Genomic DNA, 15,793 nt, shown 5'->3' on the forward strand with positions numbered 1-15,793 from the left:
AACCGATTGTCCACCCCCGGATATCACGGTCATGGAACCATTCAATTAGCACTCACTCATAGAGAGTGCTAACATTTCTGCAAGACCACCTGAGGAGGTTCTTCACATGTCCACCACCCTGCTCGCCCCCGCCGCCCTGCCGACCACCACGCTGGCCATCGCCAGCCCGTGGAACCGTTCGCTGACGCTGCCGCCGCTGGGCAACCTGGACGCGTACATCTCCGCGGTCAACCGCATGCCGCTGCTGACGCTCGAAGAAGAGCAGTCGGCCGCCCGCCGCCTGCGCGACCACAACGACCTGGAAGCCGCCGGCCAGCTGGTGATGTCGCACCTGCGTCTGGTGGTGTCCATCGCCCGCCAGTACCTGGGCTACGGCCTGCCGCACGGCGACCTGATCCAGGAAGGCAACGTGGGCCTGATGAAGGCCGTCAAGCGCTTCGACCCCGACCAGGGCGTGCGCCTGGTGAGCTACGCCATCCACTGGATCAAGGCCGAGATCCACGAATACATCCTGAAGAACTGGCGCATGGTCAAGGTCGCCACGACCAAGGCCCAGCGCAAGCTGTTCTTCAACCTGCGCTCGATGAAGCAGGGCTTCCGCGCCGAGGCCGCCGAAGGCGACACCCACCGCGAGGCCCTGTCCGACAGCGAGATCGACGTGGTCGCGCGCGACCTCAAGGTCAAGCCCGAGGAAGTGCGCGAGATGGAAACCCGCCTGTCCGGCGGCGACGTGGTGCTCGACCCCTCGCCCGCCGACGACGGCGAAGAGACCTACGGCCCGATCGCCTGGCTGGCCGACGCCAACCACGAGCCGACCGCGATGATCGAATCGGCCCAGCGCGACGTGCTGGCCACCGAAGGCATTGCGCGGGCCATGGGCGAACTGGACGACCGCTCGCGCCGCATCGTGACCGAGCGCTGGCTCAAGGTGAACGACGACGGCTCGGGCGGCATGACGCTGCACGAACTGGCCGCTGAGTACGGCGTGAGCGCCGAGCGAATCCGCCAGATCGAGGTCGCGGCCATGAAGAAGATGCGCAAGGCCCTGGCCGAATTCGCCTGAGCCCGCGTGCTCAGCGCACGAGATCGATGCGGTCGATGGTCGGCCGCACCCCCAGCCGCGCCGGCAGGCCGATCGTGCCCACACCGGGCGTCACCAGCAGCTGCCCGGCCCTTGTGCCGTACAGCCCGTTCCACCAGGGCTGCAGGGAATTGGTCTTGCGCAGGAACCAGGGCGAAAAACCGGGAATCCAGATCTGCCCACCATGGGTGTGCCCGGCCATGGACAGGAACGCCGCGCCCTTCGGCAGCAGGGCCACGGTGTCGGGCTGGTGCACCACCACCAGCCGCCGGGTTGAGTCGTTGCTGAGGCCGCCTGGCCAGAGGCGCTCAATCTGCGGCTGTGGCCGCCCGCCCCACTGATCGTCCAGGCCCACCAGCTCCCAGCCCTTCAAGGGCACGGCCTGCCCTTCGATCAGGCGAACACCGTGCTGCGTCAGCGCTTCGCGCAGCGGCGCGGTGAGTTTCGGCCCCGGCGCCTGCACATCGTGGTTGCCCAGCACGCCCCAGACCGGATGACGCAGACGGGCCAGCGGTGCGAAGCCCGCACGCAGGTCCTGCGTCGGCTCGTGCGTCCAGTCGCCCGCGACGATCACCGCGTCCACATCCATGGCGTTGAGGCGGTTCACCAGATCGTCCAGCTGCCGGTCGCGGAAGAACAGGCCCCAGTGGATGTCGGCGACCAGCGCCAACTTCAGCGGCTGTGCTTCGGCCGGAATGCCGGACAGGGTGGTGTGGCGCACGCGGATCCAGTAAGGCTCGATCCACGACGACCACAGGCCCACCAGCACCAAAGCCGCATAGACCGGGTGGCGCCAGCGGCGCGCGCCACGCTCGATGCGCCAGCGCAGCCACAGGCCCACCAGCAGCGGCAGCCCCGCCAGGCGCGGCGCCCAGTAGAGCCAGAGCATGACGAAGTTGCGCACTTCCAGGCGCGGGGTGTGCCAGCGCCCCCAGTGGTCCCAGGCCGTGATGGCCAGCGACAGCAGCAGCGCCCCGCCGACCAGCCACCAGACGCGGCGGTCCAGGCGCTGCAGGTCGCTCACGGTGGCGTCAGTGTTCGCGGCGCAGCGCGGGGAACAGGATCACGTCGCGGATGCTGGGCGAGTCGGTCAGCAGCATCATCAGGCGGTCGATGCCGATGCCGCAGCCACCGGCCGGCGGCATGCCGTATTCGAGCGCGCGGATGAAGTCGGCGTCGTAGTACATCGCCTCTTCGTCGCCGCCGTCCTTTGCCGCGACCTGGGCGTGGAAGCGCGCGGCCTGGTCCTCGGCGTCGTTCAGCTCGGAGAAGGCGTTGCCGAACTCGCGGCCGGTGATGTAGAGCTCGAAGCGCTCGGTCACCTCGGGCCGGTCGTCGTTGGCCCGGGCCAGCGGCGAAATCTCGGTCGGGTGCTCCATGATGAAGGTCGGGTTCCAGAGCTTCTCTTCCACCGTCTCCTCGAAATACAGCACCTGCAGGCTGGCGAGCGAGCGGGTCGAGAGCTGGTGCTTCTCTTCGCTCATGCCCAGCTTGCGCAGGGCCGGGATCAGCCAGGCCGGGTCGTCCACGCCGGCGCCGGCGTCGGTGTACTTGAGGATGGCTTCTCGTATGGTCAGGCGCTCGAAGGGCGAGAACACGTCCACCGGCTGGCCGTTGTAGGTCAGTGGCGTGTCGCCATGCACTTGCTTCACGACATGACGGATCAGCTGCTCGTTGAAGTCCATCAGGTCCTGGTAGTTCCAGTACGCCGCGTAGAACTCCATCATGGTGAATTCGGGGTTGTGGCGGACCGAGATACCTTCGTTGCGGAAGTTGCGGTTGATCTCGAACACACGCTCGAAGCCGCCGACCAGCAGGCGCTTGAGGTAGAGCTCAGGCGCGATGCGCAGGAACATCTCCTGGTCCAGCGCGTTGTGGTGCGTCTTGAACGGCTTGGCATTGGCGCCGCCGGGGATGGGGTGCAGCATGGGTGTTTCGACTTCGAGGAAGCCGTGACCGACCATGAAGTCGCGGATGCTGGCCAGGGCCTTGCTGCGCGTGACGAAGCGCTTGCGGGCGCCTTCGTCGGTCATCAGGTCCACATAGCGCTGGCGGTATTTGATTTCCTGGTCGGCCACGCCGTGGAACTTGTCGGGCAGCGGGCGCAGGCTCTTGGTGATCAGGCGGATCTGGTCGGCGTGGATGGACAGCTCGCCGGTGCGGGTGCGCATCAGCACACCTTCGGCCGCCACGATGTCGCCCAGGTCCCAGTGCTTGAAGGCGGCCAGCTTCTCTTCACCCACGCTGTCGGTGTTCAGGTAGAGCTGGATGCGGCCGCCGCTGGGGCCGAAGGACGAATCCTGGATGGTCGCAAAACAGGCCTTGCCCATCACGCGCTTGAGCATCATGCGGCCCGAGACACAGGCGCGCACCGGGTTCGCCTCCAGCGCTTCCTTGCTCGATTCGCCGTGCGCGGCGAACAGCGCCTCGGCCGTGTCGCGCGGTTTGAAATCGTTGGGAAACGCCACGCCCTCGCCGCGCTGCTGCGCCTCGCGCAGGCCTTTGAGTTTCTCGCGCCGCTCCGCAATCAGCTGGTTGTCGTCGGCGGCGGGGATGGCGTGGGCGTGTTCGGTGGTCATGGTGTTGGACAAATAAAAACGGGTTGCGCCACAAAAGCGCAACCCGTCATTGTAGTTTTCCGCGAAACGGTCAATGACCGAGGTAGGCCTCTCGCACCTTCGGATCCACCAGCAGGTCCTTGCCGGCGCCCGTCATGGTGATCAGACCGGAGTCCATCACATAGCCGCGGTCGGCGATCTGCAGCGCGCGCTGGGCGTTCTGCTCCACCAGCACGATGGTCACGCCCTGGGCGGAGACGTCGCGCACCACCTCGAAGATCTTGTCGACCATGATCGGCGACAGCCCCATCGATGGCTCGTCCAGCAGCAGCACCTTGGGCTGGCTCATCAGCGCGCGGGCCATCGCCAGCATCTGCTGCTCGCCGCCCGACATGGTGCCCGCCAGCTGGTCCTTGCGCTCTTTCAGGCGCGGGAAGATGCCGAACATGCGCTCGATGTCGGCCTCGATGCCGGCCTTGTCGGTGCGGATGTAGGCGCCCATCAGCAGGTTCTCGGTGATGGTCATGCGGGTGAAGACGCCGCGGCCTTCCGGCACCATCGCTAGGCCCTGCTTGACCAGATCCCAGGCGCCACGGCCCTTGATGCTCTGGCCCAGGTACTCGATGTCGCCGCCTTCGAAGCCCAGAGAGCCGGTGATGGCTTTCATGGTGGTGGTCTTGCCGGCGCCGTTGGAGCCGATCAGGGAAATCAGTTCGCCTTCGCGCACTTCCAGGTCGACGCCTTTGACGGCCTTGATGCCGCCATACGCCACCTTCAGGCCGCTGACTTTGAGGAGTGTGTTTGCCATGTTGTTCTCGCTCTCTCTTTCAGTGGCCGCCCGTGCCCAGATACGCCTCGATCACCTTGGGATCGCTCTGCACCTCGGCCGGCGTGCCGGACGAGAGCTGCTTGCCGTAGTCGAGCACGGTCACGCGGTCGCACAGGCCCATCACCAGCTTCACGTCGTGTTCGATCAGCAGGATGGTGCGGTTGTCGTTGCGGATGCGGTCGATCAGCTCGCGCAGCTGCACCTTTTCAGTGGCGTTCATGCCGGCCGCCGGCTCGTCCAGCGCGATCAGCTGCGGGTCGGTCGCCAGCGCGCGTGCAATCTCCAGCCGGCGCTGGTCGCCGTAGCTCAGGGTGCGCGACTTGTAGTCGGCCAGCTTGCCGATGCCCACGTAGTCGAGCAGTTCCTTCGCACGGGCGGCGATTTCTGCCTCTTCCTTCTTGAAGCCAGGGGTGCGCAGCACGGCCCCCAGGATGCCCGAGTGGGTGCGCACGTGGCGCCCGACCATCACGTTCTCCAGCGCCGTCATTTCTGCGAACAGGCGGATGTTCTGGAAGGTGCGGGCAATGCCGGCCTTGGCCACTTCGTGCACGGCCGTCGGCGTGTAGGGCTTGCCGGCCAGCTCGAAGGTGCCGCTGTCGGGCGTGTAGAGGCCGGTCAGCACGTTGAAAAAGGTGGTCTTGCCGGCGCCGTTGGGGCCGATCAGGCCATAGACCTGGCCACGCTGGATGGTGATGCCCACATCGCTGAGGGCCTGCAGACCGCCAAAGCGCTTGGAGACGTTGGCGACTTTGAGAATGGTTTCGCTCATGTTCGTGTCCTCTCGCTCACTTGGCCAACGACTTGCCGTGTTCGGGCGCGGGCCAGAGTCCCTTCGGACGCAACAGCATCACCACCACCATCGCCAGGGCGATCAGGAGTTGGCGCAGGATTTCAGGGCCGAGGCGGCCACCGGTCAGTTCGGTCAGCGGGCCGGCCACGTGGCGCAGCACCTCGGGCAGACCAGCCAGCAGCAGCGCCCCCAGGATCACGCCCGGGATGTGGCCGATGCCGCCCACCACCACCATCGCCACCACCATCACCGACTCCATCAGCGAGAAGGATTCGGGCGACACGAAACGCTGGAACGAGGCAAACAGCACACCCGACATGCCGCCGAAGGTGGCGCCCATGCCAAAGGCCAGCAGCTTGAGGTTGCGGGTGTTCAGGCCCATGGCCTTGGCGGCGATCTCGTCTTCGCGGATGGCCATCCAGGCGCGGCCGACGCGGGAGTCCTGCAGGCGGTAGGACAGGACGATCGACAGGATCACGAAGAACAGGAACAGGTAGTAATAGAGCGTCACCGGCTGAATGGTGTAGCTCCAGTCGCCAATGGTGAGCGTGTGGCGCTGTCCCATGTTGAAACCGAACACGGTGAGCGGATCGATCTGCGCGATGCCCTTGGGTCCGTTGGTGATGTTCACCGGGCGATCCAGGTTGAGCATGAAGATGCGGATGATTTCACCGAACCCCAGCGTGATGATGGCCAGGTAGTCGCCGCGCAGCTTCAGCGTCGGTGCTCCGAGCAGCATGCCGACCACGCCGGCCACGACGGCCGCCAGGAGCATGACCAGCCAGATGTTGACGTGCAGCCCGTTGGGGAACATCGCCTGGATGGCCGGGAAGGTCTCGGCCAGGTGCGGCGAGGCCAGCAGGCCATAGAGATAGGCGCCGACCGCGAAGAACGCGATGTAGCCCAGGTCCAGCAGGCCGGCGTAACCGACCACGATGTTCAGGCCCAGGGCCAGCAGCACATAGAGCAGTGCCAGGTCCACGATGCGGACCCAGGAATTGCTGCCTGTGGCCTGCAGCAGCAGCGGCAGCATGAACAGCGCGATGGCGGCCAGGGCCCAGACTGCAAGTTTGCCGGGAGTGGTCTTCGTCATGATGGTTCTCCCGGGGTCAGGCGCGGTCGGCCACACGCTCACCCAGCAGGCCCGAGGGGCGCAGCGTGAGCACCAGGGCCAGCACGATGAAGGCAAAGATGTCGACGTACTGGCTGCCCAGCACGCCGCCGGTCAGCTGGCCCAGGTAACCGGCGCCCAGCGACTCGATCAGGCCCAGCGCGACGCCGCCCACCACGGCACCGGCCAGGTTGCCGATGCCGCCCATCACCGCGGCCACGAAGGCCTTGAGGCCGGGCATGAAGCCCATGGCGTGCTGCACCGTGCCGTAGTTGGAAGCCCACATCACGCCGGCGATGGCGGCCAGCATGGCACCGATGATGAAGGTGGCGGAGATGACCACGTCGGGCTTGATGCCCATCAGCGCGGCGACCCGGGGGTTCTCGGCGGTGGCCCGCATGGCACGGCCCAGGTTGGTCTTGTTCACCAGCCACATCAGGAAGGCCAGCGTGATGGCCGTCGCGGCCAGGATGACGATCTGCGTCACCGAGATCACGGCGCCGGCAAACTCGATCGGCTCACGCGACAGGGTCGCGGGATAGGCCTTGGGGTTGGGTTCCCAGATGATCATCGCGAAAGTCTGCAGCAGCAGCGACATGCCGATGGCGGTGATCAGCGGCGCCAGCCGGGGCGAGTTGCGAAGCGGCCGGTAGGCCAGCTTCTCGATCGTGTAGTTCAGCGCACCGCACACCACCATCGCAATGACCGTGGCCAGCAGCAGCACCATCCAGCCCGGCAGGCCGGGCGAGGCGTTGCTCATCCAGCCGATGATGGTCCAGCTGGTCAGCGCGCCGACCATGAGCACATCACCGTGCGCGAAGTTGATGAGACCGATGATGCCGTACACCATCGTGTACCCAAGCGCCACCAGCGCATACATACTGCCCAGGACCAGACCGTTGATGATCTGCTGCAGCAAGACGTCCATGAAGTTTTCTCCGTGTTTTTGACAGGCCGGGACACCAGACCGGGAAATCCGATCCCGCGCCGTTGTGCAGCGCGGGGTCCCGTGTTCAGACCCGCTTCAACTTAGCAAAAAACCCGCCAGGCCAGACCCTGAAACAGGGCAGACTGCGGGTTGGAGGCGGATTGTAGCCAAGGGTCGGCACACACCTGATGCGGGCGAGCCCTGATTCCGCGCGGGTTTTCCCTCGGTTTTGGCGCTCCAAAAGTGCTGCATCAGCGCGTCAGGCTCTTCATTAGTCTTTTTGATTGTTGAGCCGCTTGAGCTCCCGCAACTTATCACCGATGCGGATCTCCAGTCCCCGGTCGACGGGTCGGTAGAACTGCGTGCCTGCCATGCCGTCGGGCAGATAGGTCTCGCCTGCCGCAAAACCTCCTGCCTCGTCGTGCGCATAGCGGTAGCCCTTGCCGTAGTCGAGATCCTTCATCAGTTTCGTGGGGGCATTGCGCAGATGCATGGGCACCGGGCGGCTGCCGTCTTTCTTGACAAAGGCCTTGGCCTCGTTGAAAGCCTTGTAGACCGCGTTGGACTTGGGTGCCACCGCCAGGTAGACCACACATTCGGCCAGCGCCAGTTCGCCCTCCGGCGACCCCAGGCGTTCGTAGACCTCGGCCGAGTCCAGTGCCAGGCGCAGGGCCCGAGGATCGGCCAGGCCGATGTCCTCGGCCGCCATGCGGATCAGCCGTCGCGCCATGTAGCGCGGGTCCGCACCACCATCGAGCATGCGCACGAACCAGTACAGCGACGCGTCCGGATCAGAGCCGCGCACGCTTTTGTGCAGCGCGCTGATGGTGTCGTAGAACTGCTCGCCGCCCTTGTCGTAGCGGCGCATGCGCTCACCCAGCACGCGCAGCAGCCACACGTCCGTCACCTGCTCCAGCTTTTCACGCTGGGCGGCGACCGCCAGGGTTTCCAGGGTGTTCAGAAGACGCCGTGCATCGCCATCGGCGTAAGCGATCAGACGGTCCTCGGCCGCCTTTTCAATGGCCGGCACGGCACCGATGCCCTGCGCACGTGTCACCAATTGGCGCAGATCGTCCTCACCCAGCGGCTGCAACACATAGACCGCTGCCCGCGACAGCAGCGCGGAATTGACCTCGAACGAGGGGTTCTCGGTGGTGGCACCGATGAAAGTGAACAGGCCGCTCTCGACATGCGGCAGGAACGCATCCTGCTGACTCTTGTTGAAGCGGTGCACCTCGTCGACGAAGACGATGGTGCGCTGGGCGTGCAGGCCATCGCGGGCCGCCTCCGCGCGCTCCACCGCCTCCCGGATGTCCTTCACGCCGCCCAGCACCGCGCTGATGGTGATGAACTGGGCGTCGAAGGCATCGGCCATGAGCCGCGCGATGGTGGTTTTGCCCACCCCTGGCGGCCCCCAGAGGATGCAGCTGTGCGGCTGACCGGACTCGAAGGCCAGGCGCAGCGCCATGCCCTCCCCCAGCAGGTGCTGCTGACCGATCACCTCACCCAGCGTGCGCGGGCGCAGGCGCTCGGCCAGCGGTTGGTGGGCGGCAGCGGTGACCACGCGACTCCGTTCAGGGGCGGATGACGTCGGCACCGGCCGGCGGCTGGAAGCGGAAACGCTCGGGTTTGACCGCCACATTGCCTTGCCATTGCGCAAAGCTCAGCACCGAGCGCTGGCCGAGTCCGTCGACGATCTCCAGCACCGCCAGCTGCCCCTGGCGGAATCCGACCTTCACGCTCTGCAGTTGCCCGTCCTTCGCCTTGGGCTGGGCGTCGACCCACTCCATCCCGTCCCGGGCTGCTCCGGCCTTGAGATCGAACGCCTCGGACAGACCCTTGATGTCGGTGCCTGAGGCGATCAGCGCGGCGGGCGTGCTGCCCAACGCATCCTGCTGCTTGCGCGCCGTGACCTGGTTGAGGTCCACGTCGTACAGCCACAGGGTCTGGCCGTCGGCCACAATGGTCTGCTCGAACGGCTTGGTGTACTCGAAGCGGAATCGCCCGGGGCGCTGGAACTCGAACCGGCCGCTGGACGTCTTGCTGCGTGCCGTGGCTTCGCCCTCGCGTTTGGGTGAAGTCACCACCTGGGTGAAACTGGCCTGCGCACTCTTCACCTCGCGCAGAAAGGTTTCGAGATCCTGCAGACCGTCGGCATGAGCAAGCGACGCCGCCAGGGACAGCACGATGGCAAAAATAGTTCTGTGGTTCATGAGCGTATGGGAGCCGCAGGCCCCGCAAAGGTTTCCGTGCGAGCGTCAGTCGCCGCGCGGCGCCACCAGGATGTCGCGCTGGCCGCTGCTGGTGAGCGCACTCACCAGCCCGGCGTTTTCCATGTCTTCGAGCAGCCGGGCCGCGCGGTTGTAGCCGATCTTGAGCTTGCGCTGGACGTAGGAAATGCTTGCCTTGCGGTCCTGCAGCACGATGGCCACCGCCTGGTCGTACAGCGGGTCCTTCTCGCCGCCCTCGCCGCCACCTTCACCAAACATGTCGCCACCCTCGCCATCACCCGCAGCCGACTCCAGCACGCCGTCGATGTAGTTGGGCTCGCCATACTGCTCCTTGAGGTAAGAAGCCACCCGGTGCACCTCGTCGTCGCTGACGAAGGCGCCGTGCACGCGGATCGGGAAACCGGTGCCCGAAGGCATGTAGAGCATGTCGCCCATGCCCAGCAGGCTCTCGGCGCCCATCTGGTCGAGGATGGTGCGGCTGTCGATCTTGCTGCTGACCTGGAAGGAGATGCGGGTCGGGATGTTGGCCTTGATCAGGCCGGTGATCACGTCCACGCTGGGCCGCTGCGTCGCCAGAATCAGGTGGATGCCGGCGGCGCGCGCCTTCTGCGCCAGGCGCGCGATCAGCTCCTCGATCTTCTTGCCCACCACCATCATCAGGTCGGCCAGTTCGTCGATCACCACCACGATGTGCGGCAGGCGCTCCAGTGGCTCGGGCTGTTCGGGCGTGAGGCTGAAGGGGTTGCCGATGTGCTCGCCGCGCGCCTTGGCCTCGTCGATCTTGGCATTGAAGCCGGCCAGGTTGCGCACACCCATCTTGCTCATGAGCTTGTAACGCTTCTCCATCTCGGCCACGCACCAGTTCAGGCCGTTGGCCGCCTGCTTCATGTCGGTCACCACCGGGCACAGCAGGTGCGGAATGCCTTCGTAGACGCTCAGTTCCAGCATCTTCGGGTCGATCAGCAGCAGCCGCACGTCCTTGGCGTCGGCCTTGTAGAGCAGCGACAGGATCATGGCGTTGATGCCCACCGACTTGCCCGAACCGGTGGTGCCGGCCACCAGACAGTGCGGCATCTTGGCCAGGTCGGCCACCACCGGCAGGCCGGCGATGTCTTTGCCCAAGCCCATGGTCAGCAGGCTCCTGGCGTCGTTGTAGACCTGCGAACCCAGGATCTCGCTGAGCTTGATGGTCTGGCGCTTGGCGTTGGGCAGCTCCAGCGCCATCAGGTTCTTGCCCGGTATGGTCTCGATCACGCGGATCGACACCAGCGACAGCGAACGCGCCAGGTCGCGGCTCAGGTTGACAATCTGCGAACCTTTGACACCCGTGGCCGGCTCGATTTCGTAGCGCGTGATCACCGGGCCCGGCGCAGCCGCCACCACCCGCACCTCGACGCCAAAGTCCTTGAGCTTCTTTTCGATCAGGCGGCTGGTCATCTCCAGCGTCTGAGCGTCCACCCCTTGCTGATGGGACGGCGCGCTGTCCAGCAGGTCCACCTGCGGCAGCTTGCTGTCGGGCATTTCGGTGAACAGCGGCTTCTGGCGCTCCTTGGCCACGCGCTCGCTCTTGGGTACCTCGACCCGCGCAGGTTCGATCACCACCGGGGTCGGGTGCTGCTCCTCGATCACGTCGCGCTCCACCTGGACCACCACCTCGCGTTCGCGCGCAGCCTGCTCGCCGATGCGCTGGTCCTCCACGGCCTCTCGCTGTTCCCTCCGTGACTGGAACCAATCGTCGAACTGGGCACCCAGGCGCTCTGCCCAGTGGCCCCACGAAAACTGGAACACTCTGGGCGCACTCACGACCATCAAGGCCAGAGCGACCAGTGCCGAGCCGGTGAACCCCAGCCAGCGCACACCCCATGGCCCCAAAAGATGTCCCAGCACGCCCCCACCGTGTCCAGGCAGCAGGGATTCAAACCGGTACAGACGACTCCATTCCAACACCACGCTGCCGACCATCAGCGTCACCAGCGCAAGCCCGTAGAGCGCGCGCTGAACAGCGGGGTTGCGCCAGAAAGAGGGCTCGTCGGCGTCGACCGGTTCGACACGCTCCGCATCCTGCCCCCGCAAACGATCGGCCAGAGCCGACAGCCACACGCGCCAGCCCGCCAGCAACAGCCACCAGACAGAGAAGCCGAACAGGTAGTAGCTGGCATCGGACAGCCAGGCACCCAGCTGCCCTCCCCAGTTGTGGACATCGCCCTCATTGCCCGTGGTGCTCCAGGCAGGATCGTTCAGGCTGTGGCTGAGCAGAGCGATCAGCCAGAACCCGAGCAGAGCGGCCCCCAGCACCAGGGCCAGCTCATGGGCGAACCGGGAGACGCCACTTGCAGGCGGATTCGCCCGGTCGGCATTGAGCGTGTTGATGGAATACGTCATAGACCTCGACAGATTGCGGCAACGAGCTTACCGCACCGGGTTGCCCAATCCGCGTGGCCGCAGACCGGAATGTGACCAGTCGTGAGTCGACGAAATGTATGGGCGATAGAAGGATCAGCCCAGCGACGTCAGGCGGTCCTTGATGATGGTGCTGCCGTCCTCACCCACCTCGATGAAGCCCCGATCCTCCAGATCCTTCATCACCCGGCTGACCATTTCTCGCGATGCGCCGATCATCTTGGCCACATCCTGGCGCGAGACCCGCTCGCGGATCACCAGACGACCATCCTTGTCCGGAACCGCAAATTCGAGCAGTGCCCTGGCCACGCGCCCATACACATCCATCAGCGCCAGGGACTCGATCTTGCGGTCGGCGTGCCGCAGCCGCAGCACCAAGCCCTTCATGACCGCATAGGCCATCGACGTGTTCTCAGGCAGGCAGCGTGCGAACTCCACCCGCCCCAGAATCAGCACATCGGTCTGCACTTCGGCGCGCACCGTGGCCGAATGGGGCTGGTTGTCGATCAGGCTCATCTCGCCCACGTAGTCGCCCGGGTTCATGGTTGCCAGGATCACCTCCCGCCCCCTTGAATCGGTGGTGACCACCCGGGCACGCCCGGTGAGCACGATGGCGAGGAAGTTCGATTTCTTGCCCTGCTCCACGATCACCTCTCCGCGCTTGTAGCGCCGCTTGACCACGGCTTCGGCGACAGATTCGGCCTGGGCCTGCGTGAGCGTCGAAAACAGGGGAACCCGACGGATCAGATCCAGATTGGACAGGATGGCCATGTCTAAAACCTTTGTGTCGAATGCGCCCAAGGCGCGTTTCATACAATGCCGATCAATCCTCAGCGCGGCGATGTGACCACCGGACATCACGACTCTGAGCACACCCACCGACTCTAAACCACTTGCCCTGAAGATCGATGGGCCTCCGAAATGAAGCATACGAAAGTTCTTATTCTGGGATCCGGCCCTGCCGGATATACGGCGGCGGTCTATGCCGCCCGCGCCAACCTGGCCCCTGTGCTGGTCACCGGCATTGCGCAAGGCGGTCAGCTCATGACCACCACCGAGGTGGACAACTGGCCCGCGGACGTGCACGGGGTGCAAGGGCCGGATCTGATGCAGCGCTTCCTGGAGCACGCCGAGCGCTTCAAGACCGAGATCGTGTTCGATCACATCAACGCTGTGGACCTGTCCAAGCGTCCGTTCGTCCTCACGGGTGACAGTGGCCAATACAGCTGCGACACACTGATCATCGCCACCGGCGCATCGGCCCGTTACCTGGGCCTACCCTCCGAAGAGACCTTCATGGGCAAAGGGGTGAGTGCCTGCGCCACCTGCGACGGCTTCTTCTACCGTGGCCAGGAGGTGGCCGTGGTCGGCGGCGGAAACACCGCTGTCGAAGAAGCGCTGTACCTGTCCAACATCGCCAGCAAGGTCACTCTGGTGCACCGGCGCGACAGCTTCCGGGCCGAGGCCATCATGATCGACAAGCTGATGGACAAGGTGAAGGAAGGCAAGATTGAGCTCAAGCTGCACAGCGTGCTTGACGAGGTGCTAGGCGATGCCAGCGGCGTGACCGGGGTGCGGCTGAAGAACGTGAAGGACGGAAGCACCCAGGATGTGGCCGTCAAGGGGTGCTTCATTGCCATCGGACACAGCCCGAACACCGGGATCTTCCAAGGCCAGCTGGCCATGAAGGATGGTTACCTCGTCACCCAGTCGGGCAACAACGGCATGGCCACAATGACCAGCGTCCCCGGGGTGTTCGCTGCGGGTGACGTGCAGGACCACGTCTATCGGCAGGCCATCACCAGCGCGGGCACCGGGTGCATGGCGGCGCTGGACGCGCAGCGCTTCCTGGAACAGAACCCGGCCTGAAACACCAGACCTCGCCCCCGCAAGCCGACTGACGGTGGACCGCCATCCATCGGTCGGTCTATAATGTGCGGCTTTGCTGAGTGGACCGAGCCTGTTTGACTTGGTTTGAGGCAATTTCCCGGGTTACCGCCACCCTTTCCTGGCGAGGTGAGGCTCAACCGCCAGTCGGTCGTTTCTGACGCATCAGATCGGCCGACCCGCTGCGGCAGCTGTATAGAAGTATCGGAGTGTCCTCATGGCACGCGTCTGCGACGTCACGGGCAAGAAGCCCATGGTCGGGAACAACGTTTCCCACGCCAACAACAAAACCAAGCGCCGGTTCCTGCCGAACCTGCAATACCGCCGTTTCTGGGTCGAGAGCGAGAACCGCTGGGTTCGTCTGCGCGTGTCGGGCGCTGCCCTGCGCCTGATCGACAAGAACGGTATCGACGCTGTGCTCGCCGACCTGCGCGCACGTGGCCAGGCTTAAGGAGTCACGACATGGCAACCAAAGGCGCACGCGAGAAGATCAAGCTGGAATCCACTGCTGGAACCGGCCACTTCTACACCACCACCAAGAACAAGAAGACCACGCCCGAGAAGATGCTGATCAAGAAATTTGATCCCAAGGCTCGCAAGCATGTGGACTACAAGGAAATCAAGCTGAAGTGATTCGGCCCTGATTCCGGTTCGACCCAACAAAAAAGCCGCTGTTTCCACAGCGGCTTTTTTGTTGCCCGCGCCACGTCGTGGCACGGGCCGCTCGATTCCGTCAGGCGCGCGCGGAGCGCAGCTGGATCGAAAAATCGCGCAGGGCGGCGATGCCGCTCTCTTCGGCACGGCGGCACCAGGCCTGCAGGTCGGCGGCCAGCTGTTCACGTGTGGCGTTCGTACCGGTCCAGAGCGAGCGCAGCTCTTCCCGCATGGTGACCATCTTGTCCAGCACAGGGTGCTCGGCACGGGCCTGTGCCAGCTGGGGCTTCACCGCCGCCGGCACCTTGTCTTCATCTCGGTGCAGCCAGCGGCGGGCCGCTTCGAGCGCGGACACATCGCCACTGCGGCTCTTGAGTGCCTCGACCTCGCGCTGGCAGGCCACACGCAGTTCGCGGGCATAGCCGGCCATGACCTCATAGCGGTTGGCGATGATCGCTTCCAGGGTCTTTTCATCCGCCACCGGCTTGACGGCACCGAAGGCCATCTTGGGCGGCAGCTTCTTCACCGAGGCCAGCCCGAAAGTCTTCAGGATGGTGATGTACATCCAGCCGATGTCGAACTCGTAGGGCTTGACCGAGAGCTTGGCGGACGTCGGGTAGGTGTGATGGTTGTTGTGCAACTCCTCACCACCAATGATGATGCCCCAGGGCGACACGTTGGTGCTGGCATCCGCCGCCTCGAAGTTGCGATAGCCCCACCAGTGACCAATGCCGTTGATGATGCCGGCGGCAGTGATGGGGATCCACGCCATCTGGATCGCCCACACCGTCAGCCCGAGTGCACCGAAAAGTGCCACATCGATGATCAGCATCAGGCTCACGCCCAGCCGCGAGCGACCCGTGTAGAGGTTTCGCTCGATCCAGTCGTCCGGGGTGTTGTGGCCATAGCGGGCCAGGGTCTCCTGGTTCTTGGCCTCGGCACGGTACAGCTCGCTGCCTTCGAAAAACACCTTCTTGATGCCGAACACAACCGGGCTGTGCGGATCGCCCTCGTGTTCACATTTCGCGTGATGCTTGCGGTGGATCGCGGTCCACTCCTTGGTGACCATACCCGTGGTCATCCACAGCCAGAAGCGGAAGAAGTGGGAGGCGATCGGGTGCAGGTCCAGCGAGCGGTGCGCCGAGTGGCGGTGCAGGTAGATCGTGACACTGGCGATGGTGATGTGCGTCATCACCAGCGCCGCGATGATGGCTTGCCACCAGGTGGCCTGGGTAAGGCCGTCGGCCAGAAACTGAATCAGCCCGTCCCAGAGATAGGACAGGAGGCCGTAATCGGAAGAAAACATTGATTTCCTATGTGCGCG

At 64.9% G+C, this 15,793-nt stretch carries 15 protein-coding genes; 4 read left to right on the forward strand and 11 right to left on the reverse strand.

The genetic code is table 11. From position 1 onward, the window contains the following. The first annotated feature begins 106 nt into the window (after positions 1-106). Positions 107-1,063: an RNA polymerase sigma factor RpoH gene (rpoH, locus tag HPF_RS19065; RefSeq protein ID WP_133157540.1), complete on the forward strand. Its 957-nt coding sequence runs from the start codon at positions 107-109 to the stop codon at positions 1,061-1,063. 10 nt (positions 1,064-1,073) lie between these two features. Here rpoH and HPF_RS19070 read toward each other — a convergent pair whose 3' ends face one another. The 10 genes from HPF_RS19070 to HPF_RS19115 all read right to left on the reverse strand — a co-directional run bounded on the left by HPF_RS19070 (position 1,074) and on the right by HPF_RS19115 (position 12,699). Continuing rightward, positions 1,074-2,105 (reverse strand): metallophosphoesterase, encoded by a 1,032-nt coding sequence (locus tag HPF_RS19070; RefSeq protein WP_066153256.1) that lies wholly within the window; start codon positions 2,103-2,105, stop codon positions 1,074-1,076. A 7-nt stretch (positions 2,106-2,112) separates the two neighbouring features. Beyond that, positions 2,113-3,660, reverse strand: a complete 1,548-nt coding sequence (lysS, locus tag HPF_RS19075) for a lysine--tRNA ligase (RefSeq protein ID WP_066153435.1) — start codon at positions 3,658-3,660, stop codon at positions 2,113-2,115. A gap of 70 nt (positions 3,661-3,730) precedes the next feature. After that, positions 3,731-4,447, reverse strand: coding sequence for an ABC transporter ATP-binding protein (locus HPF_RS19080; RefSeq protein WP_066153253.1), 717 nt, complete (start codon positions 4,445-4,447; stop codon positions 3,731-3,733). 19 nt (positions 4,448-4,466) lie between these two features. Next, on the reverse strand, positions 4,467-5,237 hold the full coding sequence (locus tag HPF_RS19085; protein WP_066153250.1) for an ABC transporter ATP-binding protein: 771 nt from the start codon (positions 5,235-5,237) through the stop codon (positions 4,467-4,469). Positions 5,238-5,253: 16 nt separating this feature from the next. Then, a complete protein-coding gene (locus HPF_RS19090; protein WP_066153246.1) occupies positions 5,254-6,351 on the reverse strand; it encodes a branched-chain amino acid ABC transporter permease in 1,098 nt (365 codons plus the stop codon). A gap of 16 nt (positions 6,352-6,367) precedes the next feature. Further along, entirely contained in the window at positions 6,368-7,297 is a 930-nt protein-coding gene (locus tag HPF_RS19095; protein WP_066153243.1) for a branched-chain amino acid ABC transporter permease, read from the reverse strand. 271 nt (positions 7,298-7,568) lie between these two features. Further along, on the reverse strand, positions 7,569-8,861 hold the full coding sequence (locus HPF_RS19100; RefSeq protein WP_243721622.1) for a replication-associated recombination protein A: 1,293 nt from the start codon (positions 8,859-8,861) through the stop codon (positions 7,569-7,571). A gap of 10 nt (positions 8,862-8,871) precedes the next feature. After that, positions 8,872-9,510, reverse strand: a complete 639-nt coding sequence (lolA, locus tag HPF_RS19105; protein WP_133157542.1) for an outer membrane lipoprotein periplasmic chaperone LolA — start codon at positions 9,508-9,510, stop codon at positions 8,872-8,874. Positions 9,511-9,555: 45 nt separating this feature from the next. Further along, a complete protein-coding gene (locus tag HPF_RS19110; RefSeq protein WP_133157543.1) occupies positions 9,556-11,910 on the reverse strand; it encodes a DNA translocase FtsK in 2,355 nt (784 codons plus the stop codon). Between the two features lie 114 nt (positions 11,911-12,024). Next, positions 12,025-12,699, reverse strand: a complete 675-nt coding sequence (locus tag HPF_RS19115) for a Crp/Fnr family transcriptional regulator (protein ID WP_079365494.1) — start codon at positions 12,697-12,699, stop codon at positions 12,025-12,027. Between the two features lie 150 nt (positions 12,700-12,849). Here HPF_RS19115 and trxB point away from each other — a divergent pair, with 150 nt between their 5' ends. The 3 genes from trxB to rpmG all read left to right on the forward strand — a co-directional run bounded on the left by trxB (position 12,850) and on the right by rpmG (position 14,448). Next, on the forward strand, positions 12,850-13,797 hold the full coding sequence (trxB, locus tag HPF_RS19120) for a thioredoxin-disulfide reductase (RefSeq protein ID WP_066153227.1): 948 nt from the start codon (positions 12,850-12,852) through the stop codon (positions 13,795-13,797). 235 nt (positions 13,798-14,032) lie between these two features. Further along, positions 14,033-14,266 carry a 50S ribosomal protein L28 gene (gene rpmB, locus HPF_RS19125; RefSeq protein ID WP_056269541.1) on the forward strand — a complete coding sequence of 78 codons (234 nt, stop codon included), beginning with the start codon at positions 14,033-14,035 and terminating at the stop codon, positions 14,264-14,266. An 11-nt stretch (positions 14,267-14,277) separates the two neighbouring features. Beyond that, positions 14,278-14,448 carry a 50S ribosomal protein L33 gene (gene rpmG / locus HPF_RS19130; RefSeq protein WP_056269543.1) on the forward strand — a complete coding sequence of 57 codons (171 nt, stop codon included), beginning with the start codon at positions 14,278-14,280 and terminating at the stop codon, positions 14,446-14,448. Positions 14,449-14,548: 100 nt separating this feature from the next. Here the strand turns inward: rpmG and HPF_RS19135 are convergent, their stop codons facing one another. Continuing rightward, positions 14,549-15,775: a DesA family fatty acid desaturase gene (locus HPF_RS19135; RefSeq protein ID WP_066153224.1), complete on the reverse strand. Its 1,227-nt coding sequence runs from the start codon at positions 15,773-15,775 to the stop codon at positions 14,549-14,551. Positions 15,776-15,793 lie beyond the last annotated feature (18 nt).

The organism is Hydrogenophaga pseudoflava (assembly GCF_004353865.1).
In the GTDB taxonomy this organism is placed as follows: Bacteria; Pseudomonadota; Gammaproteobacteria; order Burkholderiales; family Burkholderiaceae_C; genus Hydrogenophaga; species Hydrogenophaga pseudoflava.